The 22,091-nt window shown below is 69.7% G+C and carries 21 protein-coding genes and 2 pseudogenes; 9 read left to right on the top strand and 14 right to left on the bottom strand.

The genetic code is table 11. The features are described from left to right. The 8 genes and pseudogenes from ACPZVR_RS22525 to glnA form a co-directional block, all read right to left on the bottom strand. Positions 1–244 (bottom strand): annotated as a pseudogene (locus ACPZVR_RS22525) (IS3 family transposase); the annotation flags it as partial. A 28-nt stretch (positions 245–272) separates the two neighbouring features. Next, positions 273–1,565 (bottom strand): annotated as a pseudogene (locus tag ACPZVR_RS22520) (ISL3 family transposase). A gap of 109 nt (positions 1,566–1,674) precedes the next feature. After that, positions 1,675–1,839, bottom strand: a complete 165-nt coding sequence (locus tag ACPZVR_RS22515; protein WP_436701925.1) for a hypothetical protein — start codon at positions 1,837–1,839, stop codon at positions 1,675–1,677. After that, a complete protein-coding gene (locus tag ACPZVR_RS22510; RefSeq protein ID WP_436701924.1) occupies positions 1,836–1,967 on the bottom strand; it encodes a hypothetical protein in 132 nt (43 codons plus the stop codon). The genes ACPZVR_RS22515 and ACPZVR_RS22510 overlap by 4 nt, the downstream gene beginning before the upstream one ends. 314 nt (positions 1,968–2,281) lie before the next feature. Next, a complete protein-coding gene (locus ACPZVR_RS22505; RefSeq protein WP_436701923.1) occupies positions 2,282–3,337 on the bottom strand; it encodes an Eco57I restriction-modification methylase domain-containing protein in 1,056 nt (351 codons plus the stop codon). A gap of 1 nt (position 3,338) precedes the next feature. Beyond that, positions 3,339–6,485 (bottom strand): DEAD/DEAH box helicase, encoded by a 3,147-nt coding sequence (locus ACPZVR_RS22500; RefSeq protein WP_436701922.1) that lies wholly within the window; start codon positions 6,483–6,485, stop codon positions 3,339–3,341. A 145-nt stretch (positions 6,486–6,630) separates the two neighbouring features. Then, positions 6,631–7,290 (bottom strand): DNA methyltransferase family protein, encoded by a 660-nt coding sequence (locus tag ACPZVR_RS22495; RefSeq protein ID WP_436701921.1) that lies wholly within the window; start codon positions 7,288–7,290, stop codon positions 6,631–6,633. 433 nt (positions 7,291–7,723) lie between these two features. Next, complete coding sequence (gene glnA / locus ACPZVR_RS22490; RefSeq protein ID WP_436701920.1) at positions 7,724–9,145, bottom strand: type I glutamate--ammonia ligase; 1,422 nt, start codon at positions 9,143–9,145, stop codon at positions 7,724–7,726. A gap of 223 nt (positions 9,146–9,368) precedes the next feature. On the opposite strand from glnA, the gene ACPZVR_RS22485 reads away from it, so the two are divergent. Next, positions 9,369–9,794: an RDD family protein gene (locus tag ACPZVR_RS22485; RefSeq protein WP_436701919.1), complete on the top strand. Its 426-nt coding sequence runs from the start codon at positions 9,369–9,371 to the stop codon at positions 9,792–9,794. Positions 9,795–9,812: 18 nt separating this feature from the next. Here ACPZVR_RS22485 and ACPZVR_RS22480 read toward each other — a convergent pair whose 3' ends face one another. The 3 genes from ACPZVR_RS22480 to lipB are packed head-to-tail and all read right to left on the bottom strand — an operon-like array spanning position 9,813 to position 12,252. Beyond that, on the bottom strand, positions 9,813–10,529 hold the full coding sequence (locus ACPZVR_RS22480) for a DUF4191 domain-containing protein (RefSeq protein ID WP_436701918.1): 717 nt from the start codon (positions 10,527–10,529) through the stop codon (positions 9,813–9,815). Between the two features lie 36 nt (positions 10,530–10,565). After that, positions 10,566–11,510 carry a lipoyl synthase gene (gene lipA / locus ACPZVR_RS22475; protein ID WP_436701917.1) on the bottom strand — a complete coding sequence of 315 codons (945 nt, stop codon included), beginning with the start codon at positions 11,508–11,510 and terminating at the stop codon, positions 10,566–10,568. Between the two features lie 4 nt (positions 11,511–11,514). Beyond that, positions 11,515–12,252 carry a lipoyl(octanoyl) transferase LipB gene (lipB, locus tag ACPZVR_RS22470; RefSeq protein WP_436701916.1) on the bottom strand — a complete coding sequence of 246 codons (738 nt, stop codon included), beginning with the start codon at positions 12,250–12,252 and terminating at the stop codon, positions 11,515–11,517. 71 nt (positions 12,253–12,323) lie between these two features. On the opposite strand from lipB, the gene ACPZVR_RS22465 reads away from it, so the two are divergent. After that, on the top strand, positions 12,324–12,932 hold the full coding sequence (locus tag ACPZVR_RS22465; RefSeq protein WP_436701915.1) for a hypothetical protein: 609 nt from the start codon (positions 12,324–12,326) through the stop codon (positions 12,930–12,932). Here the strand turns inward: ACPZVR_RS22465 and ACPZVR_RS22460 are convergent. Both ACPZVR_RS22460 and sucB read right to left on the bottom strand, forming a co-directional pair. Then, positions 12,866–13,765, bottom strand: coding sequence for a TIGR01777 family oxidoreductase (locus ACPZVR_RS22460; protein ID WP_436701914.1), 900 nt, complete (start codon positions 13,763–13,765; stop codon positions 12,866–12,868). The genes ACPZVR_RS22465 and ACPZVR_RS22460 overlap by 67 nt on opposite strands. Positions 13,766–13,772: 7 nt before the next feature. Next, positions 13,773–15,575 carry a 2-oxoglutarate dehydrogenase, E2 component, dihydrolipoamide succinyltransferase gene (sucB, locus tag ACPZVR_RS22455; protein ID WP_436701913.1) on the bottom strand — a complete coding sequence of 601 codons (1,803 nt, stop codon included), beginning with the start codon at positions 15,573–15,575 and terminating at the stop codon, positions 13,773–13,775. Between the two features lie 70 nt (positions 15,576–15,645). On the opposite strand from sucB, the gene ACPZVR_RS22450 reads away from it, so the two are divergent. Continuing rightward, the gene (locus ACPZVR_RS22450; protein WP_436701912.1) at positions 15,646–16,038 is read left to right on the top strand and encodes a hypothetical protein; all 393 of its coding nucleotides are present in this window, start codon (positions 15,646–15,648) and stop codon (positions 16,036–16,038) included. Here the strand turns inward: ACPZVR_RS22450 and ACPZVR_RS22445 are convergent. Further along, entirely contained in the window at positions 15,992–17,515 is a 1,524-nt protein-coding gene (locus tag ACPZVR_RS22445; protein ID WP_436701911.1) for a leucyl aminopeptidase, read from the bottom strand. The two genes, ACPZVR_RS22450 and ACPZVR_RS22445, sit on opposite strands and share 47 nt — an antisense overlap. Positions 17,516–17,557: 42 nt before the next feature. Between ACPZVR_RS22445 and gcvT the strand changes: the two genes are divergently transcribed. From gcvT to ACPZVR_RS22415, 6 genes are read left to right on the top strand one after another with little or no spacing between them, the layout of a single operon-like run. Then, positions 17,558–18,667: a glycine cleavage system aminomethyltransferase GcvT gene (gcvT, locus tag ACPZVR_RS22440; RefSeq protein WP_436701910.1), complete on the top strand. Its 1,110-nt coding sequence runs from the start codon at positions 17,558–17,560 to the stop codon at positions 18,665–18,667. Between the two features lies 1 nt (position 18,668). Then, entirely contained in the window at positions 18,669–18,938 is a 270-nt protein-coding gene (locus ACPZVR_RS22435; protein ID WP_436701909.1) for a hypothetical protein, read from the top strand. Further along, positions 18,935–19,783, top strand: a complete 849-nt coding sequence (locus tag ACPZVR_RS22430) for a PhzF family phenazine biosynthesis protein (RefSeq protein ID WP_436701908.1) — start codon at positions 18,935–18,937, stop codon at positions 19,781–19,783. Before ACPZVR_RS22435 ends, ACPZVR_RS22430 begins: the two co-directional genes overlap by 4 nt. 26 nt (positions 19,784–19,809) lie before the next feature. Then, complete coding sequence (locus tag ACPZVR_RS22425; RefSeq protein ID WP_436701907.1) at positions 19,810–20,604, top strand: thymidylate synthase; 795 nt, start codon at positions 19,810–19,812, stop codon at positions 20,602–20,604. Positions 20,605–20,608: 4 nt separating this feature from the next. Continuing rightward, on the top strand, positions 20,609–21,127 hold the full coding sequence (locus ACPZVR_RS22420) for a dihydrofolate reductase (RefSeq protein ID WP_436701906.1): 519 nt from the start codon (positions 20,609–20,611) through the stop codon (positions 21,125–21,127). A gap of 24 nt (positions 21,128–21,151) precedes the next feature. Further along, positions 21,152–22,090 (top strand): LLM class F420-dependent oxidoreductase, encoded by a 939-nt coding sequence (locus ACPZVR_RS22415; RefSeq protein WP_436701905.1) that lies wholly within the window; start codon positions 21,152–21,154, stop codon positions 22,088–22,090. The last annotated feature ends 1 nt before the right edge of the window (position 22,091 follow it).

The following is a 22,091-nucleotide window of genomic DNA, read 5'->3' as shown; positions in this document are numbered from 1 at the left end:
CGGTCCGTGCAGCCATGTCCTGGCCGGCCTCCTTCGCTTCGTCGAGGAGGAACCGGTAGCCGAACTCGGGGTCGTCCATGTGGGCGTCGAACAGCGCGTTCGCGCGGTACGCCTCGACCAGGTCGGCGTCGGTGACCGGGCAGGCGAGCCAGCCGTAGTAGGGCTGGCGAGCGATGTTGAGGACCCGGCACGTGACCGTGACAGGGATCCCGTCGACGGCCAGCTCGCGGACGAGCGGGTACATTTTTCGGCTCTTCTGACTGATCCGTGGGTCATCGGCCGGGCAGTGCGGGTCGGTGGCCGCCGAGGTTGAGCATGGCCAGCGCGATGAGGGCGTCGGGCGATCTGAACCCGAAGGCCATCCTGGTGATGAGGCGGATCTTGGTGTTGACCGACTCAACCAGGCCGTTGGATAGGCCGTGCTCGATCGCGGCGAGGATCTCGTCGCGGTGCTTGGCGATCCGCTGCTGGATCTTGACGAAGGACTCGATCCGACAGCGTCGAGCCCACGCGATCCAGCGATCGAGGGCATCAGCTGCTTCGTCGGGCGGCAACCGGAACACGGTGCGCAGGCCCTCCTTGAGGAGGTAGGCGCGGTAGAGCCCCGGGTCGGTCTTCGCGATCCAGGCGAGCTTCGCCTGCTGATTCTCGGTGAGGTTCTCCGGGTTCTTCCACAACGCGTAACGGGCGTTCTTGAGTGCTCGAGCATGACCGGTGGACACGATGAGTCGACGACCAGCAGCCCACCCGTAGACCTTGGTGTTTCCAGCGCGACGGGCCTGGTTTCAGGCGTCGCGGCGCACGACGTCGAGTGCGTCAGTCGCCCAGCCGACGACATGGAACGGGTCAGCACACCGCACAGCCTGGGGACATCGCTCGCGCACGACGTTCGCGATCCACTCTGCGCCATCAGCTGTGACGTGAGTGATCTGGGCGCACCTGCCTTCGCCGGAGGCTTCTAGGGCGTCGAAGAACTCCTCCATCGTGGCTCGGTCGCGTCCGGCCTTGGCCCATACGAGTCGGCCGGTGTCATGATCGACCACGACGGTCAGGTACTTGTGCTTGCGCTTGTAGGAGATCTCGTCGATCCCGAGGCGTCGCAGGCCGGCAAACGCGTCGATCCCTTCGGCCGTGTCGGCCCAGACGCGGGTGATGATCGCTCCGACGGTGCGCCACCCGATCCGCATCAGTTGGGTGACCGCGGCCTTTGAGGACTGCGTCGCCAACCAGGCGACCTGCTGGTCGAACGCGAGCGTGTGGCCGGCGGCGTGACGTGCCCACGGAACCTGCCTGACGGTCGGCCCGTGGGTCGGGCAGTTCACGCGCGGCGCGTCTGCCTCAAGGAACACCTCTACGGTGCCCAGGTCCAGGCAGCGCCAGCGGCGGCGTCCTTCGCCGGGGTCGTACCAGGAGGCTCGGGTGCCGCACCGACCACACCGGCCGCGGGCAGCTCGTCGTGGCCGCACATGCGCGACGACCACCTCGCCTACCTCGTCGAACTCGATGTCCTCGATGACGGTCTTCTCGACGCCCAAGAGGGCGCGCCATAGGCTGGCGTTTCGCACGCCGTTCTCCGCTCTGCAGTTCCTGACTCTCGACAAGCAGAAACTAGAGCGGGAGCGGCGTGTGGCCGTTCAGGCGCGATCAACCACCCACAGAAGTGTCACAAGAGCCTCATTTTCCCGGCAGGTTCGCCTGGGACAGGTAGGCAGCCGCGCGTCGCAGGACTTCGTTCTCCTGCTCCAGCAGCCGCAGCCGCTTGCGCAGCTCGCGGTTCTCGGCATTCTCAGCCGCCGTTGTGCCGGGCTTCACGCCGTCCTCGACGTCGGCGGTCTTCATCCAGTTCGTCGGCATGACTCGCTGATGCCGAAGTCGGCAGCGATCTGCTTGAGGTGGACGCCCGGCTCACGGTTCCTCGCGACACGGACCACGTCGTCGCGGAACTCCTTGGGGTACGGCTTCGGCACAGTGCATATCCTTCCAGCGGCACCTCTCGGAACCACAGATCAGATGTCACCTATCCGTGCAGCAGTCCCAACCCTGCTATGACGTAGCGGTTCAGTCGACGCGTCCGGAGGGCGCGCGGCAGCCACCGCCGCCGGGAGGCACGCCTGGAGCGCGGCGAAGGTGACCGCGGGGATGCCGCCGCGCACCTCTGATCGACGTGGTGAGAGCCTCTCAAGGGGTTTCGGCATGTGTGGCCAGCTTACCGATTCCATTAACGAGCGGTCTTCTAGCGACTGAATCTCTTGGGCGCCGAATGGAGTGACCCCCTCCGGGGTCACTCCATGGGCGTGACCTTCTCCTCGATGAAGGCGATCTCGTCCTCCTCGAGCCCGTACTTCGCGTGGAGCTGTTGGTCGATCTCCGGGATCGACTTGGACCAGTCGATGTCCGAGGCGGCCGTGAAGTCCTGCTTCGGCACGTAGCGCCACGTGTGGGCTGCGTTGTGCTGGGTCACCTTGAGGATGCCCAGCATCGCGCGAGCGAACTTCGACTTCACGTACTTGAGCAGCGCCTCGGCTTCCGCTTCGGTGTCGAAAGCCCCGATCGTGAGGAACGTGCTCGTCACCGCCACGTCCGGCGCAAGCACCGTCGGGTTGTTCAATGCGATGCCGAAGAAATCGGTTGTCGATCCAGACCCGTTCGCAGCCGGAACTGCAACCTTGTAGGCCGGGAACGAACGAGGGCCAGTGATGTAGTCGCGGCGGAGCCAGCGAGTCGTGCGCTTCCGTCCGGACAGGCCGTACACCTCGACGTAGTCGAAGCCATCCGACGGCCGCTTCTCGTGGAAGAGGAACGGGAGACGGTCGAAAGCGCCGGCATCGAGCTTGTACGGGTTCCCCGCGGACATCAACGACCGGGCGGTCGGGTTCTCCGCGTGCATCTTGTCGGTGTAGCGATGCTGTCGATCGTTGGTGATGCCCAGATCCGTCAGCGAGTGAGTCCCTGCGCTCTGGACCTTGCTCAGGATGGCGTTGAGCTGCGGGTGCTGCGTGAAGAAGCCGATCGGGCCGAGCTTGCGCCCGGCGTCGCGATGAGTGACGGCGATTCCGCCCTTAATCGGGTCGGTCAGGCCTGGGAAGAGCCGATTCGAGTCGGGCTCGAAGTGAGCTACCCGAAGGTGCTCGTCCGCGAGCATCTTCTCGTTCCAAGCCTTCGGCGTGAACCCCGCGTTGAAGAGGAAGCGTGCTGGCGTGATGAGCACGACCTGGTTGCCAACCGCGAATGCCGCGTCCATGAACTTGTCGTAGATGGGCATGTTGTGGGTCGATTCGCCGACTGAATCCTCCTGGTAGGGAGGGTTGCCGATCACGACGTCGAACTTCTTGCTCACGTCAGTTGCCTTCCCTCAGCATCTCATCGACCATTGCTCGACGCTCCTTGACGCTCATGTTTGCGACGTTGCCGACCCGGAAGTGCCCGGACTCGGTGAGCCACTCTTTGCGCTCGGGGACCCCACCGGAGACAGCCTCAATCGTGATGCGGTGCAGGATCTCGTTGTGGCTCATCTCGAACAGCTGGGCCGACATGATGTGCCGTAGCCGCTCGTCCTGGTCGGGGAATACCTCGGCAAGGCCCGTGTCGAGGCGACGTACGAGCTCCATCAGGAACAGGCCGGCCGTTGAGAACAGGTCCGCGAACGTCTTCTCGGCGTCGGAGAAGATGCCAGGGTTCTCGGCCTCGAGGGTGTCCACCATCAGCTTCACTACGGCCTGTGGCGTGAAGACCAGCGAGGTCTTCTGCTGCGGGATGTAGGCGAAGATGTTCTCGGTCTGAGCGCCGTCGAAGTAGTCGGCGAGAGCTTCCTTCTTGTCGAGAAACTCCAGGACGGCCTCGTTGAAGACGGCCTCGTCGAAGAGGCCCGGGATCTTCGTGACGGTGCCGTCCTCCTCCGTGACCTCCTGACCGTCGCGCAGCAGCCGGAACTCCGCCTCGGTGATCCCGGTGATCTCCTCAAACACGTCGTCGGGCGTGTAGTCGTCGAAGTTCGAGAGCCGGAGGTCGCGGTTGCCGTACGCCATAAGGAACATCGGGATCGTACGAGCGAAGCCCCGCAGGTGCGAACGGGCGTCCTCGATGGTCTGGTTCGCCCGCTTCTGCTCCTTCTTGGTCTCCTCGCGCGTGACCACTTGAGGCACGATCGTCTCCATCGTGCTCTCGACGATGGAGAGGATGTTCGTCTTGAACGCCTCGTCCTGCTCGGCCATCCTCGCGGCGATAGCGGCGGCCTCCGCCTCGGTGGCCGCGTTCTTGAGCTCGTTCTCGAGGTGCTTGTTGACGATGTTGTGGTCGGTGTAGGCGCGCTCGACCTGGTCCTTCACCACCTGCTCGGTCTTCTTGATGTCCTTGTCGACCTGGGCAACCGTGAGCCCGTACTCGTCCTTCAGTTGCTCGCGCTTAGCGCGGGTCTGCTCCGTCACGGCCTTGGCGATAGCCGTTGCAGCCGTCGCGACCGGTGCGTCGGCCTCGGGCATCGGGAAGTCCTCGATGCGGTAAACCGGCTTGCCAAGTTCCTCGACCTTGGGGTTGATCACGGTCTCGGTTATGGCGTTGACGTCGACCTTACCTTCCGGATCGGTCACAGGCGGGGGCTGTGGGATCTCGATGGGATCGCCCACCTTGGCCTTGCCCTGCTTCGCCGTGGGGAGCTTGTCGAGGATCTCCTTGACGTGCTCAGAGTAGCGGAAGATGCCGCCGACGTTGGCGAACAGCAGGTTCGATAGGAACCCTCGGCGTACGACCTCGCGGGCCTTGAAGACCTGCGGGAACGTCAAAACCTGCGACGCGTCGAGCTCGATCATCCGGCCCTCGGCGTCCTCGCCGAGCACCGGGAAGAAGTTGAGCAGCGTGCGGATGTTCTCCTTGCGCGCTGCCGGGTCACCCGAGGGGTTCGGGTGGAGGTTATTGGCGAACGCGTCGAAGACCGTCAGTGTGCGCTCGGGGGCGAAATCGAAGATGTAGGCGTTCTGCTTCTGGAAGACCTGCCCACCGCGCTCGAAGGTGCAGGGGTTCTGCGCCCGGAACGCCGCCTGCATGTACTGCGCCGGCGAGGACAAGTCCGAGAGCATGATGACCGCGGTCCACTCTGGCACCGTGACACCGGTGGTGAGCTGGCCGACCGACAGGGTGATGGTCTTGCCGCCGGCCTTCTCGGTCTCAGCGATCGCCTGGCGCACCTTGTCGAGCGACTTGCCAGCGGCCACAGGGTCCGCGTCGTCGTCGTTCGGGCGCCCGTCACCGGCAGCGAGAACGATCGTGTAGTCCTTGAAGACCTCGTGTTTCTTGAGCATCCGGTCGAGCGCCTTCGCCGAGGCAACGCGGTTGAGCAGCCAGAAGGAGTGGCGGATCTCGTCGCGCAGCTCCGGAGTGGAGAACGGGTACTTCTCGTTCGTCGCCATGCAGTCCAAGAACTTCTCGACCTCGGCCTCGTGCTCGAAGTAGCCGTTGTCCTTGGTCGCGAAAAACTCGTTGAGGTTGAAGGCGAAGTCGATGTTCGCCTCGTCCTCGGCGATCGCCACACCCTCCGCCAGACGGTCGGTGATCATCCGCGAGATCTGGTAGGTCAGCAGGTTGAGCGTCGGCAGCGCGGCGTACGGGTTCTCCCCGTCCCCGGGGGTCCAGTTCTGGCGCGCGACCTGCTCGTCCTCGTAGGTCCAGTTGAAAATCTGGTCCTGCTCAAACTTGCCCTTCGCCAGCGCCTTGAAGGGCGTACCGGACAGGTGCAGCGTCCACTTGCGCTTGATCTGGTCGAAGGCGACGTCAGTCTTGGTGGTGTCGATGCCCTCGTGGGCCTCGTCGATGACGAGCAGGTCCCAGTCGAACTGCGCGATGTGACGCAGCTTGTCGTAGGAGCCGCCGAAGTACTGCGAACCCTTGAGGTCCTGCAGCGAAACGAATTCCACGATGCGCGGGTTGTCGTCTTGGTGGGCCAGCGAGTACGCCCGCCACTGTTCGCGGGTCATGGGCGATCGAGCGTCCAGCGAGGGCGACTCCGAGACGAACCGGAAGGTGGTCTGGTGGCCGATGAACTGCGTGAAGTCGTCGTACCAGGCGTTCGCGATGGCTGGACGATTGGTGACGATGAGGACCTTCTGCACGTCCAAGGCGCGCATGAGGTCGTAGGTGGTCAGCGTCTTGCCGAAGCGCGGCTTAGCGTTCCAGAGCACCTCGGGCTTGCCGCCCTTGAATGCGGCCACAGCCTGGTCAACCGCGGCCTGCTGCTCGGGCCGCAGGGTGTAGTCCTCGACCACATCGACACGCTGGATCGCGGAGAAGTCCTGGCCGGCGAAGTCGTTGAAGTAGTCGATCGACTTCCTGGGGGCCTCGGCGAAGTTGTGCCACTCGGTCCGCGTCGGCTTGAGCTCCCGCTCCACGCCCTGCTGACGCAGGAATGCGTGGAAGTCGGTGTCGGTGAAGCGGCCGCCCGCCTCGGATGTGAAGACCGCCCGGCGCGCCCAGACCTTCTCCTTGGTGATGGACATCTGGCTCGCCTGCTGCGCGATGCGGGCGTCGGCAGTCTCCTGCTCGGTGTATCCGATCTTCTCCCAGCCCTCGTACTTGGGGACGTCGGGCGTCCTCCATGAGTAAATCAGCGGGATGATCTCGCGGTAGGTCTTGATCTTTGGGCTAGCCATTCGAGCGGCCCTGCTCGTGCACCTTGTCGATCCGGCAAGCCTCGTAGTCCGGGTAGACGTTGAAGTCGATGGCCCCCTCACGCAGCGAGGAGAACGCGAACGGCTCCCGCTGGACCACCCCAGGTGAGCCCTCGACCCGGCGCCACCAGGAGAACTGGATCTCCCTGCCCCGCCAGTCTCGGCCCGTGAGGGTGTTCCCGCGGACAACGTTGGTGTCGATGAGGAACGCGGCGGACCGATACAGGTTCGTCCGAGGTCCGCAGGGCACCTCGCGCTCCTCGTGGAAGCGCAGGAACGTCGAGAGAATCAGCAGCTTCGCGTCCTTGTGGTTGTCCTCCAGCAGCTCGATGCCGTAGATCGAGGCCAGGGCGAACAGCGAGGCCTCGGGCCACTCCTCGTAGGGGTAGCTCCGCTCGATGGCCGCCAGCTTGCGCTGCAGGATCGCGACGAGGAAGTTGCCGTCGCCGGCTGCCGGCTCGAGGAAGGTCCTGTCGACACACTCCAGGTCCTTCTGCACCAGGTCGAGCATGCGGTCGACCATGTGCCGCGGCGTGAGGACCTCGCCGTACGTCTTCACCCGATGTCGGGACTTCACGAGCTGCTCCTCGACCGTGGCCTGCACGTCTGGGCCTGTCGCGACCTGGGCGGTCATGCTCTCCCTTACCACTGGGCCCCGCCGGCTTGCGAGGTCACTCCTCAATGCGGTGAGCCTATCCGCGAGGGCCGACACAGGCGGGGAGAATCGCGGAGGTCATCAATGCCCGCGTCAGCCACAGTGAGTAGAGCAGCGGGATGGGGGTGACCAAGCCGTGAGGGGGTGTTGATCCAGATCACTTCGGCCGCGACGCCCCGGGTCAAGCCCGGATCGCGGCTGAGCGCACGTTTCGGCTACGGTAGCGGCCCTGTGCAGCACCGATGTGCAGGGCAGGCCGGGCGGTCCCGGACGGCCAACACCGGTGTGTGGGCCGCACGGGGGTCGCAGACGAACGAAAAACGACCCCTGATGATGGAAGACGTTGGAAGGTGTCTTCGCAGGTCAGGGGCCGTTTTCAGGCACTCAGCCGGTGGGCGTCACCCACGCGGGGCTAAATGTCGTAATACAGCTCGAACTCGTGCGGGTGCGGCCGCAGCTGCACGGGAGCGATCTCGTGCTCGCGCTTGTAGGACACCCACGTCTCGATGAGGTCGGGGGTGAACACGTTGCCGACGGTGAGGAACTCGTGGTCGGCCTCGAGGGCCTCGAGCACGGCGCCGAGGGAGGTCGGGACCTGGGCGATCTCGGCCATCTCGTCCGGCGGGAGCTCGTAGATGTCCTTGTCGACCGGGGCGGGCGGCTCGGTCTTGTTCTGGATGCCGTCGAGGCCGGCGAGCATCAGGGCCGAGAACGCCAGGTAGGGGTTCGCCGACGGGTCGGGGAAGCGGGCCTCGACGCGCTTGGCCTTGGGGTTGCTGCCGGTGATCGGGATCCGGATTGACGCAGAGCGGTTGCGCGAGGAGTAGACCAGGGAGATCGGGGCCTCGTAGCCGGGGACCAGGCGGTGGAAGGAGTTCACCGTCGGGTTGGTGAAGGCGAGCAGCGCCGGGGCGTGCTCGAGGATGCCGCCGATGTACCAGCGGGCGACGTCGGAGAGTCCGCCGTAGCCGGTCTCGTCGTAGAAGAGCGGCGAGCCGTCCTTCCACAGCGAGGAGTGCACGTGCATGCCGGAGCCGTTGTCGCCGAAGATCGGCTTCGGCATGAAGGTGACGGACTTGCCCTGCTCCCAGGCGGTGTTCTTGATGAGGTACTTGAACTTCATCACGTCGTCCGCGGCCTTGAGCAGCGTGTCGAAGCGGTAATTGATCTCCGCCTGACCGGCGGTGCCGACCTCGTGGTGGGCCCGCTCGACCTGGAGCCCGCAGGTCTCGAGGTTCTTGACCATGTCGGCGCGCAGGTCGCTGTAGTGGTCGTACGGCTCGACGGGGAAGTAGCCGCCCTTGAGGCGGGTCTTGTAGCCGCGGTTGGTGTCGTCGGCCTTGCCGGAGTTCCACCAGCCCTCGACGGAGTCGATGTGGTAGTAGCCCTCGTTGACGCCGGTGGAGTAGCGGACGTTGTCGAAGATGTAGAACTCGGCCTCCGGCGCGAAGAACGCGGTGTCCGCGATGCCGGTGGAGGAGAGGTACGCCAGCGCCTTCTTCGCGATGTTGCGCGGGTCGCGCGAGTACGCCTCGCCCGTGATCGGGTCGTGGATGAAGAAGTTCACGTTCAGCGTCTTCGACCGGCGGAAGGGGTCGATGTACGCCGTCGTCGGGTCGGGGAAGAGCGACATGTCCGACTCGTTGATCGCCTGGAAGCCACGGATCGAGGAGCCGTCGAAGCCCAGGCCGTCGTCGAAGACGGACTGGTCGAAGGACGAGGCCGGCACGGTGAAGTGCTGCATGACACCGGGCAGGTCGCAGAAGCGGACGTCGATCATCTCGACGCCCTCGTCCTTGATGTACTTGAGCAGCTCTTCGCTGTTGTTGAACATTCGTTCCTCCTCGGCACGTCTCCTACGGACGTGCCCTCAGGCGTTACCCGACGGGGGTGTGGTCGGTCGCGGCAGACGGTCCGCGCCTGTGCGGAGCGCCGCTGACAGCAACTTACCGGTCGCGCAGTTTCCCACCCATGACCGCTTTGTTTCCGGAATGTAACAAGATGCGCGGGCCGGGGTGGCGGTCGTCCGAACGAGCGTCCCGCCTACCCTTGGTCGCGTGCCACGTGTCGCTGATGTGAACAGTCCCTCGTTCCCCACCGCCTCGTGGGGACGCCGGGTCCTGGCCTTGATCGTCGACTGGACGCTGTGCACGCTGGTGGTGATCGTGGCGTTCGGCCTCGACGACTACACCGAGCCCGGCTCGACCGCGTCGTTCCTGGTCCTGCCGGTGTACGTCGCCGAGTCGGCCCTGCTCACCTGGCTGGGCGGCGGCTCGGCGGGCAAGCTGCTGACCGGCCTGTGCGTCGTACCCGCGGACGGTCACCTGCGCCGCCTCAACCCGTTCAAGGCCTTGCTGCGGCAGGTCATGATCGCGCTGGTCATCCCGCCGCTGGTGTTCCGCGCCGACGGCCGGGGGCTGCACGACATCCTCGCCGGTACGTCGACCATCACCTTCGCGACGCTGCGCACGATGGTGAAGTAGCGCGGCGAGGCGGGTGCCTCAGCGGCCGCGGAGGTTGCCGCGCATGCCCTTCATCGAGGTGGGCACGGGGCCGCGGGGGAGCGGCACCTTGGGCCGCTGGGCGTCGAGGGCGCGCAGCCGCTGGCGGATCTCGGTGATCTCGGCCGGCTTGACCTGGCGGCCGAGCTTCTGGACGTGGCGGACCAGCTTGTTGAGCGGGACCTGCCCCTCCTCGGTACCGACCAGCACGTCGTGGACCGGGTAGTCGCCGGCGACCCGCTCGTGCTTCTTGTGTTCGCTGAGCATGAGGGCCTTCAGCCGGCCGGGGTTGCCCTCGCCGACCAGCACGATGCCCGGAGGGCCGACCACGCGGTGGACCATGTCCTGCTGCTTGGTGAAGCCCACGACCTCCTCGATGACCCAGCCGCGGCGCAGCATGGTCAGCGCGCGGGCGGCGGCGCCGAGCTGGCCGTCGAGGCGGGCGAAGGCCGCCTTCTGGGCACGGCGGCCGAAGACGATCATCAGCGCGAGCAGGCCGATGAGGAAGGTCGCGATGCCGGCGAGGATCCAGCTGAAGACCGAGTTGTTGTGGGGGAGGACCAGGCGGAAGAGCGCCAGGCCGAGACCGCCGAAGACGAGGAAGGCGCCGAGCATCCACCAGCGGATCGCCGGGTCGACCTCCCGAGACATCTTGTAGGTCTCGATGATCTGCCGGCGGCGGCTCAGCGTGGACGGATCGACAGGCGTGTTCGACATGGGGTGCTGCGGTCTCCTCAGGCGGAACGGCGGGCGTCAGGCGGTCGCTTCGGCGCGCGCGTCCCGCGCGGCCATCGCCTGACGATACAGACGTCCGGCCCGGTACGACGAACGGACGAGCGGGCCGGACAGGACGCCGCTGAACCCGATCTCCTCGGCCTCGGCGGCGAGCTCGACGAACTCCTCGGGCTTGACCCACCGCTCGACCGGGTGGTGGTGCACCGAGGGTCGCAGGTACTGAGTGATCGTGACGAGCTCGCATCCGGCCTCGTGGAGGTCGCGCAGGGCCTGGGAGACCTCCTCGCGGGTCTCGCCCATCCCGAGGATCAGGTTCGACTTGGTGACCAGCCCGAACGCGCGGGCCTGGGTGAGGACGTCGAGGGAGCGCTCGTAGCGGAACGCGGGTCGGATCCGCTTGAAGATCCGCGGGACGGTCTCGACGTTGTGCGCCAGGACCTCGGGTCGCGACTCGAACACCTCGGTCAGCAGGTCGGGCACCCCGTTGAAGTCGGGGATCAGGTTCTCCACGCCCGTGTCGGGGTTCAGCTCGTGGATGGCGCGCACCGTCTCGGCGTACAGCCACGCACCGCCGTCGGGCAGGTCGTCACGGGCGACGCCGGTGATGGTGGCGTACTTGAGGCCCATCGTCTGCACCGACTCCGCGACCCGGCGCGGCTCGTCGCGATCCAGCGCCTGCGGCTTGCCGGTGTCGATCTGGCAGAAGTCGCAGCGCCGGGTGCACTGGTCGCCGCCGATGAGGAACGTGGCCTCGCGGTCCTCCCAGCATTCGAAGATGTTGGGACAGCCCGCCTCCTGGCACACGGTGTGCAGGCCCTCGGACTTCACCAGCTTCTGCAGCGCGGTGTACTCCGGGCCCATCTTGGCCTTGGTCTTGATCCACGACGGCTTGCGCTCGATCGGGGTCTCCGCGTTGCGGACCTCCAGGCGCAGGAGCTTGCGCCCCTCGGGTGCTGCACTCACCACGTCAGCCTACTCCGCGGGCGGGATAGCCCAGCACCGGGACCGCGGCCTTGGCCGGGTCGGGGCGCGGCTCGTAGTCGGGCGTCGGCACATAGGGTCTCCACGCCAGCAGGTCGGCCAGGTGCCGGCGTACGGCGTCCAGCACCTCGCGCACGGGGACGTCGCGTCCCAGCTCGGCGCTCAGCGAGGTCACGCCGGCATCGGAGATGCCGCAGGGCACGAACCTGTCGTACCAGCTCAGGTCGACGTCGCAGTTGAGCGCGAAGCCGTGCATCGCGACGCCGTTGCGCACCCGGATGCCGATCGCCGCGATCTTCCGCTCGCCGCCCCGCTCGTCCGCCCTGAGCCACACGCCGGTGCGGCCCGGGATCCGCGCCGTGGTGACACCGAACTCGGCACACACGGCGATGATCGCCTCCTCGAGACGGCGCACGTAGTCGACCACCTTGACGTGGTCGGCCAGCCGCACGATCGGATAGCCGACCAGCTGGCCGGGTCCGTGGAAGGTGATCTTGCCGCCGCGGTCGACCTCGATGACCGGAGCGCCGCCGGGGTCGGCGGGGCGCTCGTGCGGCTCGGTCCGGCGGCTGGCCGTGAAGACGGGCGGATGCTCGACGAGCAGGACGGTGTCGGTCAGCTCGCCGGCGACGACCTGCGCGTGCAGCTCGCGCTGCAGGTCCCATGCCGTGACGTAGTCGATGAAGTCGGGTCCGAGTCCGTCCTCGCGGAAGGTCAGCGTCACGTCGTCGAGCCTACTCCCGGGCCTGTGGATGACCGGATGCGCCTGTCGGGGGGACGGGACAGGATCGGCTCATGCAGATCTCGGCCGCCCGCTCCGTCCTCGCCGGGACCGCCGCCGTCCTCGTGACGATCGCCGCGGTGGTCGCGGGGGTGCTGCTGCGGCCCGGCTCCCCGTCGTCCGGTACGCCGACCGGTGGGCCGGTCACCGTGGTCGGCCCCGCCGCGGCGCGGGTCGAGGTCGCCCGCGCCGTGGGCTCGCTGGCCGTGCTCCGCGACTGGGACCGGGCCCGCTCGCGGGCCTGGGCCGAGGCCGATCCGGCGGCGCTGCGGCGGCTCTACGCCCCCGGTTCCGCGGCCGGTCGCCGCGACGTGGCGATGCTGCGCGCGTGGCTGCGGCGGGGCCTGCGGGTGGAGGGCCTGGCGATGCAGGTCCTCGCGGTCGAGCTGCGACGACGCACCGACGACCGGATCGTGCTGGTGGTCACCGACCGGGTGGCCGACGGCTCCGTGATCCGGGCCGGGCCGGGGGAGTCGGCGACGCTGCCGCGCGACCGACCGACGACGCGACGGCTCGCGTTCGTCCGCAGCGGCGCCCGGTGGCTGCTCGCGTCGGCTCAGGCTGCCGAGCCCCGGAGCCCGGTGGCGAGCACGGCGTCGACGTCGGGGTCCGCGAAGCCGTAGCCGAGGTCGAGCAGTGCGGCCGGCCGGAGGTTGAGCGAGCCGAGGACCTCGTCGGCCATCGGGCCGGCGGCCAGCCGGATCGCGGCGGACGGCGCCGGCAGCAGGGCCGGTCGGTGGAGCAGCCGCGCCAGCGCGCGGGTGAACTCGGCGTTGGTCGGCGTGACGGGGGCACACAGGTTGACCGGACCCGCCGCGGTGGGGTGCTCGACGAGGTGGGTCGCGGCACCGACCCAGTCGCGTAGCGAGATCACCGGGTAGTGCTGCCGGCCGCTGCCGAGACGCCCGCCGAGCCCGGCGAGGAACTGCAGGCGCTGCTGCCGCAGCGGGGCGTTGCTCCGGTCCTGGACCGGCGCGGTGCGCAGCAGGACGACCCGGGCACCGGCCTCGGCCGCGGGATGCGCCGCCGCCTCCCATGCGCGGCACACGCGGGTGAGCAGGGCGTGACCGCGGGTGTCGGAGGCCTCGGTGAGCTCGGCGGGGCCGTGGTCGCCGTACCAGCTGACGCCGGAGGCGTTGACCAGGGCCGGAGGCGTCGGCGCGGCGGCGATGGTCCTGGCGAGCAGGCCGGTCGTGGCGCACCGGGAGTCGAGGACGTCGTGCGCCCACTTCTTGGAGTGCGGGTTGCCGATCAGCGGCGCGCCCGCGAGGTTGACGACGACGTCGGCGGAGCGCACCAGTCCGGCGTCGACCGTGCCGCCCTGCGGGTCCCAGCGGGACTCCGCGCGGTCCGGGTCGCGCCGCACCAGGCAGGTGACGTCGTGGCCCCGGCCGCGCAGCTCGGCGACGAGCCGGCGGCCGAGGAAGCCGGACGAGCCGGCGACCACGACGTGCACGGTGGCCTCAGACCTCGAACTGACCGGCCTCGAGGCGCTTCTTCAGGTCGCGCAGGAAGCGGCCCGCGTCGGCGCCGTCGACGACCCGGTGGTCGTAGGTGAGCGCGAAGTAGACCATGTGGCGCACCGCGATGGTCTCGCCGAGGTCCTCGTCGTCGATCACGACGGGACGCTTGACCACGGCACCGGGGCCGAGGATGGCGACCTGCGGCTGGTTGATGATCGGGGTGTCCCAAAGGGCGCCGAAGCTGCCGAGGTTGGTGATCGTGAAGGTGCCGCCGGAGAGCTCGTCGGGACCGATCTTGTTGGTCCGCGTCCGCTCGGCGACGTCGGCGATCTTCTTGGCCAGCCCCGAGATCGACAGGTCGCCGGCGTCCTTGACGACCGGCGTGAGCAGGCCCTTCTCGGTGTCGACGGCGAAGGCGACGTTCTCGCGGTCGTAGTAGGTGATCTCGCCCTTCTCGAGGTCGAGGTTGGCGTTGAGCGACGGGTGCTGCTTGAGCGTGTCGATGGCGGCCTTGGTGAAGAACGGCAGGTAGGTCAGCTTGACGCCCTCGCGCGCCTGGAACTCCGCCTTCACGCTCTCGCGTAGCCGGGCGATGTTGGTGACGTCGACCTCCACCACCTGGGTGAGCTGAGCCGAGACGTGCAGCGACTCGACCATCCGCTCGGCGATGATCTTGCGCAGCCGGCTGACCTTGACCGTCTGGCCGCGCAGCGGCGACGGGGTCGCCGGGGCGGCGGATGCGGCGGGAGCGGCGGCCGGGGTGCCTCCGGCCGGGGCGGCCTTGGGGGTCGCCGCGTCGAGGACGTCCTGCTTGCGGATCCGGCCGCCGACACCGGAGCCGGTGACCTGCGCCAGGTCGACGCCGTGCTGGGCGGCGAGCTTGCGGACGAGCGGAGTGACGTAGCCGGGGCCGTCGGTGGCCTCGGCGGCCGGCGCGGGTGCGGCCGGCGCGGGTGCAGCCGGCGCGGGTGCGGCCGGAGCCGCCGGAGCGGGAGCGGCCGCGGGTGCAGCGGGCGCCTCGGGAGCCGGGGCGGCCTGCGCCGGCGCGGCGGGAGCCTCCGGAGCCGGGGCCTCCGGGGCCGGGGCGGCGGGTGCCTTCGGCGCGGCGGGCGCCTGCGGGGCGGGGGCGGCGGCGGCCGGCGTCCCCGAGCCGATGATGGCGAGCTCGGCCCCGACCTCGACCGTCTCGTCCTCGGCGGCCTTGATCTCGAGCAGGGTGCCGGCGACCGGCGACGGGATCTCGGTGTCGACCTTGTCCGTGGAGACCTCGAGCAGCGGCTCGTCGACGGCGACCTCGTCGCCGACCTGCTTGAGCCAGCGGGTGACCGTGCCCTCGGTGACCGACTCGCCCAGGGCAGGCAGGGTGACGGCGGTGCCGTCGCCGGCGCCCGATGCGGCGGGCGCGGCTGCCGGCTCGGGCGCGGCGGCAGGAGCTGCCTCCGGCTCGGCGGGGGCGGGGGCGGGGGCCTCGGCGGCCGGAGCGGCCTCGGCCTCGGCGGCCGGAGCCTCAGTGGCCGGAGCCTCGGCGGGTGCCTCGGCGGCGGGGGCCTCGGCAGGCGCCTCGCCGGCTTCACCGACGATCGCCAGCACGGCACCGACCTCGACCGTCTCGTCCTCGTTCGCGCGGATCTCGACCAGCGTGCCGGCGACGGGAGACGGGATCTCCGTGTCCACCTTGTCGGTGCTGACCTCGAGCAGGGGCTCGTCGATCGCGATCTGGTCGCCGACCTGCTTGAGCCAGCGCGTGACGGTGCCTTCGGTGACGGACTCACCGAGGGCGGGGAGAGTGACTTCGGTCGCCATGGTGCTCATCCTTGCACCATCGACAACGCAACCGGCAACGGCCCACCCACGGTTCGGGCACACTGGAACCATGGGTTTGTTCGACCGGTTCCGCGGCGGCTCCAAGCTACGGATGAGTAACCCGGCCAAGGACGCAGCACGCACCGGCTCGACCCGGGTGCGTGCCTCCGATCGCGCCGACGAGGAGCATCTGCGCACCTGGGTCCAGGAGCGCCGTGGGGTCGAGGGGTTCGTCGAGCCGCGCACCGCGGTCAGCGAGATCACCCTGCTCCTCGTCGCCCACGACGGGGAGTGGACGCGCCGCCGGGTGCCCTCGATCAACTGGGCGCACGACTTCTGCAACCGCCACCAGGTGCCGTCGTACGACGCCGCCGTGGTCGGCGTGCCGCAGCGGATGCGCGACTACAACTCCCGGGTCAGGCAGGCGCAGAAGCAGCGGGACCAACAGCGGCGCGAGCCCTGAGGTACTCCACCAGCGTCGCCACGCCGTAGCCGGTCGCGCCGGGCGCGAGGTGGCCGCTCGGGCCGCCCTTGTTGAAGGTCGGCCCGGCGATGTCGAGGTGCGCCCACGGCAGTCCGCCGGTGAACTCGCGCAGGAAGGCGGCCGCGAACAGCCCGCCGCCCCAGCGGATGCCGTCGTACTGGGCGAGGTCGGCGACCGTCGAGCTGCGGATCCGGCCGTCCATGTACTCCGGGATGGGCATCGGCCAGGCGTCCTCGCCGGCCGCGGCGCCGGCGGCGATGACGTCGGCCACCACGTCGTCGTCGCCGAGCACGCCGGCCAGGCGGTCGCCCAGCGCGAGCACCATGTGCCCGGTGAGGGTCGCGATGTCGAGGATGGTGTCGGGCGCGGCCTCGAGGGCGCGGCCGAGGGCGTCGGCGAGGACCAGGCGGCCCTCCGCGTCGGTGTTGGTGACCTCGACGGTGGTGCCGTCGTAGGTGCGCAGCACGTCACCGGGGCGCATCGCCGCCTCACCGACCATGTTCTCGGCCAGCGCCGCGAAGGCGGAGACCCGCACGGGCAGGCCGAGGCGGGCCGCGGCGAGGGCGGCCTGGACGACGGCGGCGGCGCCGGCCATGTCCTCCTTCATCGTGGCCATGCTCGCGGCGGGCTTGATCCACAGGCCGCCGGAGTCGAAGGTGATGCCCTTGCCGACCAGCGCGACATGGGCGACCGCGTCCTTCGGCGCGTAGCTGAGCTCGACCAGGCGCGGGGGAGCCGCCGAGCCGGCGCCGACCCCGAGCAGTCCGCCGCAGCCGAGCTCGGCCAGCCGCGCCTCGTCGATCACGTCGGCCTTCACCTTGGCGCGCCCCTTGGGGAGACCCTTGTTGACGTCCTTGACCGCCGCGGCGATGGCCGCGGCGAAGGCGGGGGGTGTCAGGTCGCCCGGCGGCGTGTTCACCCAGTCGCGCGCGGCGACGATCGCGTCGACCAGCACCTGGGCGGGCTCGACGGCGGCGGCCACCTCGGCCCGGCGCGCGGCCGGCGTGAGGACCACGACCTCGGCCGGTGCGGTCGGCGTGGCCGGCTTGCTCTTGTAGGACGTGAACGCGTAGCCGCCCAGCCGGTAGCCCTCGACCACGGCGCGCACCAGCTCGGGCGTGTCCGCCGGCAGGGCCAGCGCGACCGAGGCCGCATTGGTGACCGCGCGCGCGGCATTGCCCGCGGCTCGGCGTACCGCCGCGGCGTCGGGGTCGGCGCCCAGCCCGACGAGGACCAGGAGCGGGGAGGCGATCGTCCCCGCGGTCGGGACCTTGGCCACCTCGCCCGGCGCGCCCTTGGCGCCGACCGTCGCGAGCAGGCCGGACAGCTTGCGGCCGTACGCCGCCGCCACGTCCTCGGCACCCGGGGCCAGCACCCCGTCGGGCAGCACCCCGACGACGACCGCCTCGGCACGGGTCTTGGCGGGGCTGGCCGTTCGGAGCGCGAAAGTCGTCACGCCCGGCAGGATATCGAGGCGGCCCGGCGATAGATTGCCCACATGGCGGACGCGACCCCCCTGCACTCACCCCTGCACGACCGGCACGAGGCGCTCGGCGCCAAGTTCTCGGAGTTCGGCGGCTGGCTGATGCCTCTGGAGTACCCCACCGGTGTCGTCAAGGAGCACGCCGCGGTGCGCGGCGGCGTCGGCATCTTCGACGTCAGCCACCTCGGCAAGCTCGTGGTCCGGGGCCCGGGTGCGGTCGAGTTCCTCAACGCCACCCTCACCAACGACCTGCACCGGATAGGTCCCGGCCGAGCCCAGTACAGCCTGGTCGTCGACGACGCGACCGGCGGGATCGTCGACGACGTCTTCACCTACTACCGCGACGACGACCACGTGCTCGTCGTCCCGAACGCCGCCAACTGCGCCGAGGTGCGCCGCCGCCTGGCGCAGGCCGCGCCGCAGGGCGTCGAGGTGCTCGACCACCACCGCGACTACGCCGTGCTGGCGGTCCAGGGCACGCGGTCCGACGAGGTCGTCGCCGGCGTCGGGCTGCCGGTGGGCCACGACTACCTGAGCTTCGTCGAGGCGCCGTTCGAGGGCGCGCAGGTCGTGGTCTGCCGCACCGGCTACACCGGCGAGCGCGGCTACGAGCTCATCGCGCCGTCCGAGGTCGCCCCCGCCCTGTGGGACGCGCTGATGGCGGCCGGCGAGCCGTACGGCCTGGTGCCGGCCGGCCTGGGCGCGCGCGACACCCTGCGCACCGAGATGGGCTACCCGCTCCACGGCCAGGACATCTCGCCGGACATCACTCCCAACGAGGCCCGGCTGGGATGGGCGGTCGGCTGGAAGAAGCCCGCCTTCTGGGGCCGCGACCGGCTGTTGGCCGAGCGTGAGGCGGGCCCCCGTCGCAAGCTCGTCGGGATCGTCTCCACCGGCCGCGCGATCCCGCGTCCGCACATGAGCGTGCGCCTCCTGCGCGACGTCCCGCTCGGCGAGGTCACCTCCGGCACGTTCTCGCCGACCATGAAGAAGGGCATCGGCCTCGCGCTGGTCTCGACCGTGGTCGACGACGGCGCCGAGGTGATGGTCGACGTCCGCGGCCGGCCCGAGGTCTTCCAGATCACCAAGCCGCCGTTCGTGCAGCCGTCCGTGCGAGAGTCGTGACATGACCCTGCCCGAGCAGCCCGCTCCGTACCGCCCGTCCGCTCCCGCCGAGCATCCCTGGCGCTGGCGCCTCGAGGACGCCTCGGGGAGCGAGGTGGCGCTGACCGGCGCCGACGCCCAGGAGTACGCCGACCAGACCTTCCCCAGCCAGGGCGACGCCGAGTCCTGGATCGGCGAGACGTGGTCGGAGCTCGCCGACCTCGGCGTCACCCACGTGACGCTTTTCGAGGCGGACCGCGAGGTGTACGGCCCGATGTCGCTCAGCGCGTGACCCTGGGTGACGCCATGATCCGGGAGTTCCGCCAGGTCGACGTGTTCACGACCGAGCCGCTCCTCGGCAACCCGCTGGCCGTGGTCCACGGCGCCGACGCGATGAGCGACGAGGAGATGCAGCGCTTCGCCCGGTGGACCAACCTCAGCGAGACGACCTTCCTCCTGGCGCCGAGCGACCCGGCGGCCGACTACCGGGTGCGCATCTTCACCACCGAGGAGGAGCTGCCGTTCGCCGGGCACCCGACGCTCGGCTCCGCCCACGCGTGGCTGGAGGCCGGTGGGGTGCCCGCGGGGGAGGGTGTGGTCCAGCAGTGCGGGGTGGGCCTGGTGCGCCTGCGCCGCGACGCCGGCCGGCTCGCGTTCGCCGCCCCCGACCTGATCCGCTCGGGTCCCGTCGACGAGCAGCTGGCCGGCCGGATCGCGGCCGGGCTGCGCATCGACCGCGCCGAGATCGTCGACCTGGCCTGGGCCGACAACGGGCCCGGCTGGGTCGCCGTCCGCCTGGCCAGCGCCGACGCGGTGCTCGCGCTCACCCCGTCGCTCGCCGAGCTGCCCGGCAAGGTCGGCGTCGTCGGCCCGTATCCGCCCGGGTCGGAGTGCGCCGTCGAGGTGCGGGCCTTCGTGACCGACGAGACCTCCGGCACCGAGGACCCGGTGACCGGCTCGCTCAACGCCTCGCTCGCCCAGTGGCTGGCGGACGGCGTGCTGCCGGCGTCGTACGTCGCGGCGCAGGGGACGGTCATCGGCCGGCGCGGCCGGGTCCACGTGGACACCGACGGCGACGGGGTGATCTGGATCGGCGGCGACACCCGGACCACGATCCGCGGGACGGTCACGCTGTGACCGCGCCGTCCAACTAGGCTGACGCCGTGCGCGCGTACCTCGACCTCGTCCAGCGGATCCTCGACGAGGGGACCGAGAAGGGCGACCGCACGGGCACCGGGACCCTGAGCGTGTTCGGGCACCAGATGCGGTTCGACCTCACCGCGGGCTTCCCGCTGGTGACGACGAAGAAGATCCACACCCGCTCGGTGTTCGGTGAGCTGCTGTGGTTCCTGCGCGGCGACACGAACGTCCGCTGGCTGCAGGAGCGCGGCATCACCATCTGGGACGAGTGGGCCGACGACAACGGCGACCTCGGGCCCGTGTACGGCGCCCAGTGGCGCTCGTGGCCCACCCCCGACGGCGGCCACATCGACCAGCTCGCGCAGGTGATCGCGCAGATCCGCGCCAATCCCGACAGCCGCCGCCACATCGTCTCGGCGTGGAACCCGAGCCAGGTCGACGACATGGCGCTGCCGCCGTGCCACAGCCTGTTCCAGTTCTATGTCGCCGACGGCCGGCTCAGCTGCCAGCTCTACCAGCGCTCGGCCGACGTGTTCCTGGGCGTGCCGTTCAACATCGCGTCCTACGCCCTGCTCACCCACATGGTGGCCCAGGTCGCCGGTCTCGGCGTCGGCGACTTCGTGCACACGCTCGGCGACGCGCACCTCTACTCCAACCACCTCGAGCAGGCCCGCCTCCAGCTCGCCCGCGAGCCGCGGCCGCTGCCGAGGCTGGTGCTCAACCCCGCCGTCACCGAGATCGACGCCTTCGAGCTCGAGGACATCGCCGTCGAGGGCTACGACCCGCACCCGGCCATCAAGGCCCCGATCGCGGTCTAGGACGATGACGACTCCCGCAGGACGGCGGGTCACGATGGTGGCCGCCGTCGCCGAGAACGGCGTGATCGGCGCCGACGCCGACATCCCGTGGAAGATCTCCGAGGACTTCCAGCACTTCAAGGCCACCACGATGGGCCACGTGCTGATCCTGGGACGGACCACCCACGAGGGCATCGGGCGGCCGCTGCCGGGCCGCACCACCATCGTGCTCACCCGCGACCACGACTACGCCGCCGACGGCGTCGAGGTCGCCTACTCGATCACCGACGCCCTCGCGCTCGCCGACCGGATCCTGGAGGGACAGCCCGCCGACCGGCAGGTGATGATCGGCGGCGGAGCGGCGGTCTACGCCGCGGCGATGCCGTACGCCGACGAGCAGGTCATCTCCGAGATCCCACTGTCGCCCGAGGGCGACACCCACTACCCGGAGTTCGGCCCGAAGCGTTGGCGCGAGGTGCGCCGCGAGCCGCGCGACGGGTTCACCATCGTGTGGTGGGAGCGGGCCTTCGCCTGCGGCGGGTGAACAGCGGCCTGAGAAGGTAGGGGCATGGAGCTCCGTGTCTTCACCGAACCGCAGCAGGGCGCGACCTACGACGACCTGCTGGCCGTCGCCCTCGAGGCCGAGAGGCTCGGCTTCGGTGCCTTCTTCCGCAGCGACCACTACCTCCACATGAGCGGCGACGGTCTCCCCGGCTCGACCGACGCCTGGACCACCCTGGCAGGGCTGGCCCGCGACACCAGCACGATCCGGCTCGGGACGCTGATGACCAGCGCCACCTTCCGTCACCCGGGAGTGCTCGCGATCCAGGTCGCGCAGGTCGACCGGATGAGCGGCGGCCGGGTCGAGCTCGGCATCGGCGCCGGCTGGTTCACCCAGGAGCACACCGCCTACGGCATCCCCTTCCCGGACACCAAGGAGCGCTTCGAGCGGTACGCCGAGCAGCTGGAGCTGATCACCGGCCTGTGGTCGACGCCGGTGGGGGAGCGGTACGCGTTCGACGGGCGGCACTACCGGCTCGAGGACAGTCCCGCGCTGCCCAAGCCGGTCCAGGACGGCGGGCTGCGCGGCGGCGTACCCGTCCTCGTCGGAGGTCTCGGCAAGAGGCGGACGCCCGCGCTCGCGGCGGCGTACGCCGACGAGTTCAACCTACCGTTCGTCGACGAGGAGACGACCGCCGCCCAGTTCGCCCGGGTACGCCGTGCCGCCGAGGAGATCGACCGCGATCCCGCGTCGCTGACGTGGTCGAATGCGCTGGTCCTCTGCGTCGGCGAGGACGAGGCCGCGATCGCTCGCCGCGCCGCCGCGATCGGGCGGGAGGTCGACGAGCTGCGGACCAACGGGCTGGCCGGGACACCGGCCGAGGTGGTCGACAAGATCGGGCGGTACGCCGCGCTGGGCGCCGAGCGGATCTACCTCCAGGTCCTCGACCTGGGTGATCTCGACCACCTGCGCCTCGTGGCGGCTGAGGTCCTGCCCCACGTGTGAC

It is taken from the genome of Nocardioides segetis (genome assembly GCF_051390595.1).
Lineage (GTDB): Bacteria > Actinomycetota > Actinomycetes > Propionibacteriales > Nocardioidaceae > Nocardioides.
Note: the sequence above shows the minus strand (reverse complement) of the source record. Positions and strands in the feature narration are given on the sequence as shown.

What these genes read in the sequence shown, in the direction of transcription:
- ACPZVR_RS22515 (WP_436701925.1), bottom strand. Translation starts at nt 1,839, where the DNA reads ATGAAGACCGCCGACGTCGAGGACGGCGTGAAGCCCGGCACAACGGCG.
- ACPZVR_RS22500 (WP_436701922.1), bottom strand. Translation starts at nt 6,485, where the DNA reads ATGTCCATCACCAAGGAGAAGGTCTGGGCGCGCCGGGCGGTCTTCACA.
- ACPZVR_RS22495 (WP_436701921.1), bottom strand. Translation starts at nt 7,290, where the DNA reads ATGACCGCCCAGGTCGCGACAGGCCCAGACGTGCAGGCCACGGTCGAG.
- glnA (WP_436701920.1), bottom strand. Translation starts at nt 9,145, where the DNA reads ATGTTCAACAACAGCGAAGAGCTGCTCAAGTACATCAAGGACGAGGGC.
- ACPZVR_RS22480 (WP_436701918.1), bottom strand. Translation starts at nt 10,529, where the DNA reads ATGTCGAACACGCCTGTCGATCCGTCCACGCTGAGCCGCCGCCGGCAG.
- ACPZVR_RS22465 (WP_436701915.1), top strand. Translation starts at nt 12,324, where the DNA reads ATGCAGATCTCGGCCGCCCGCTCCGTCCTCGCCGGGACCGCCGCCGTC.
- sucB (WP_436701913.1), bottom strand. Translation starts at nt 15,575, where the DNA reads ATGGCGACCGAAGTCACTCTCCCCGCCCTCGGTGAGTCCGTCACCGAA.
- ACPZVR_RS22450 (WP_436701912.1), top strand. Translation starts at nt 15,646, where the DNA reads ATGGGTTTGTTCGACCGGTTCCGCGGCGGCTCCAAGCTACGGATGAGT.
- gcvT (WP_436701910.1), top strand. Translation starts at nt 17,558, where the DNA reads ATGGCGGACGCGACCCCCCTGCACTCACCCCTGCACGACCGGCACGAG.
- ACPZVR_RS22435 (WP_436701909.1), top strand. Translation starts at nt 18,669, where the DNA reads ATGACCCTGCCCGAGCAGCCCGCTCCGTACCGCCCGTCCGCTCCCGCC.
- ACPZVR_RS22420 (WP_436701906.1), top strand. Translation starts at nt 20,609, where the DNA reads ATGACGACTCCCGCAGGACGGCGGGTCACGATGGTGGCCGCCGTCGCC.
- ACPZVR_RS22415 (WP_436701905.1), top strand. Translation starts at nt 21,152, where the DNA reads ATGGAGCTCCGTGTCTTCACCGAACCGCAGCAGGGCGCGACCTACGAC.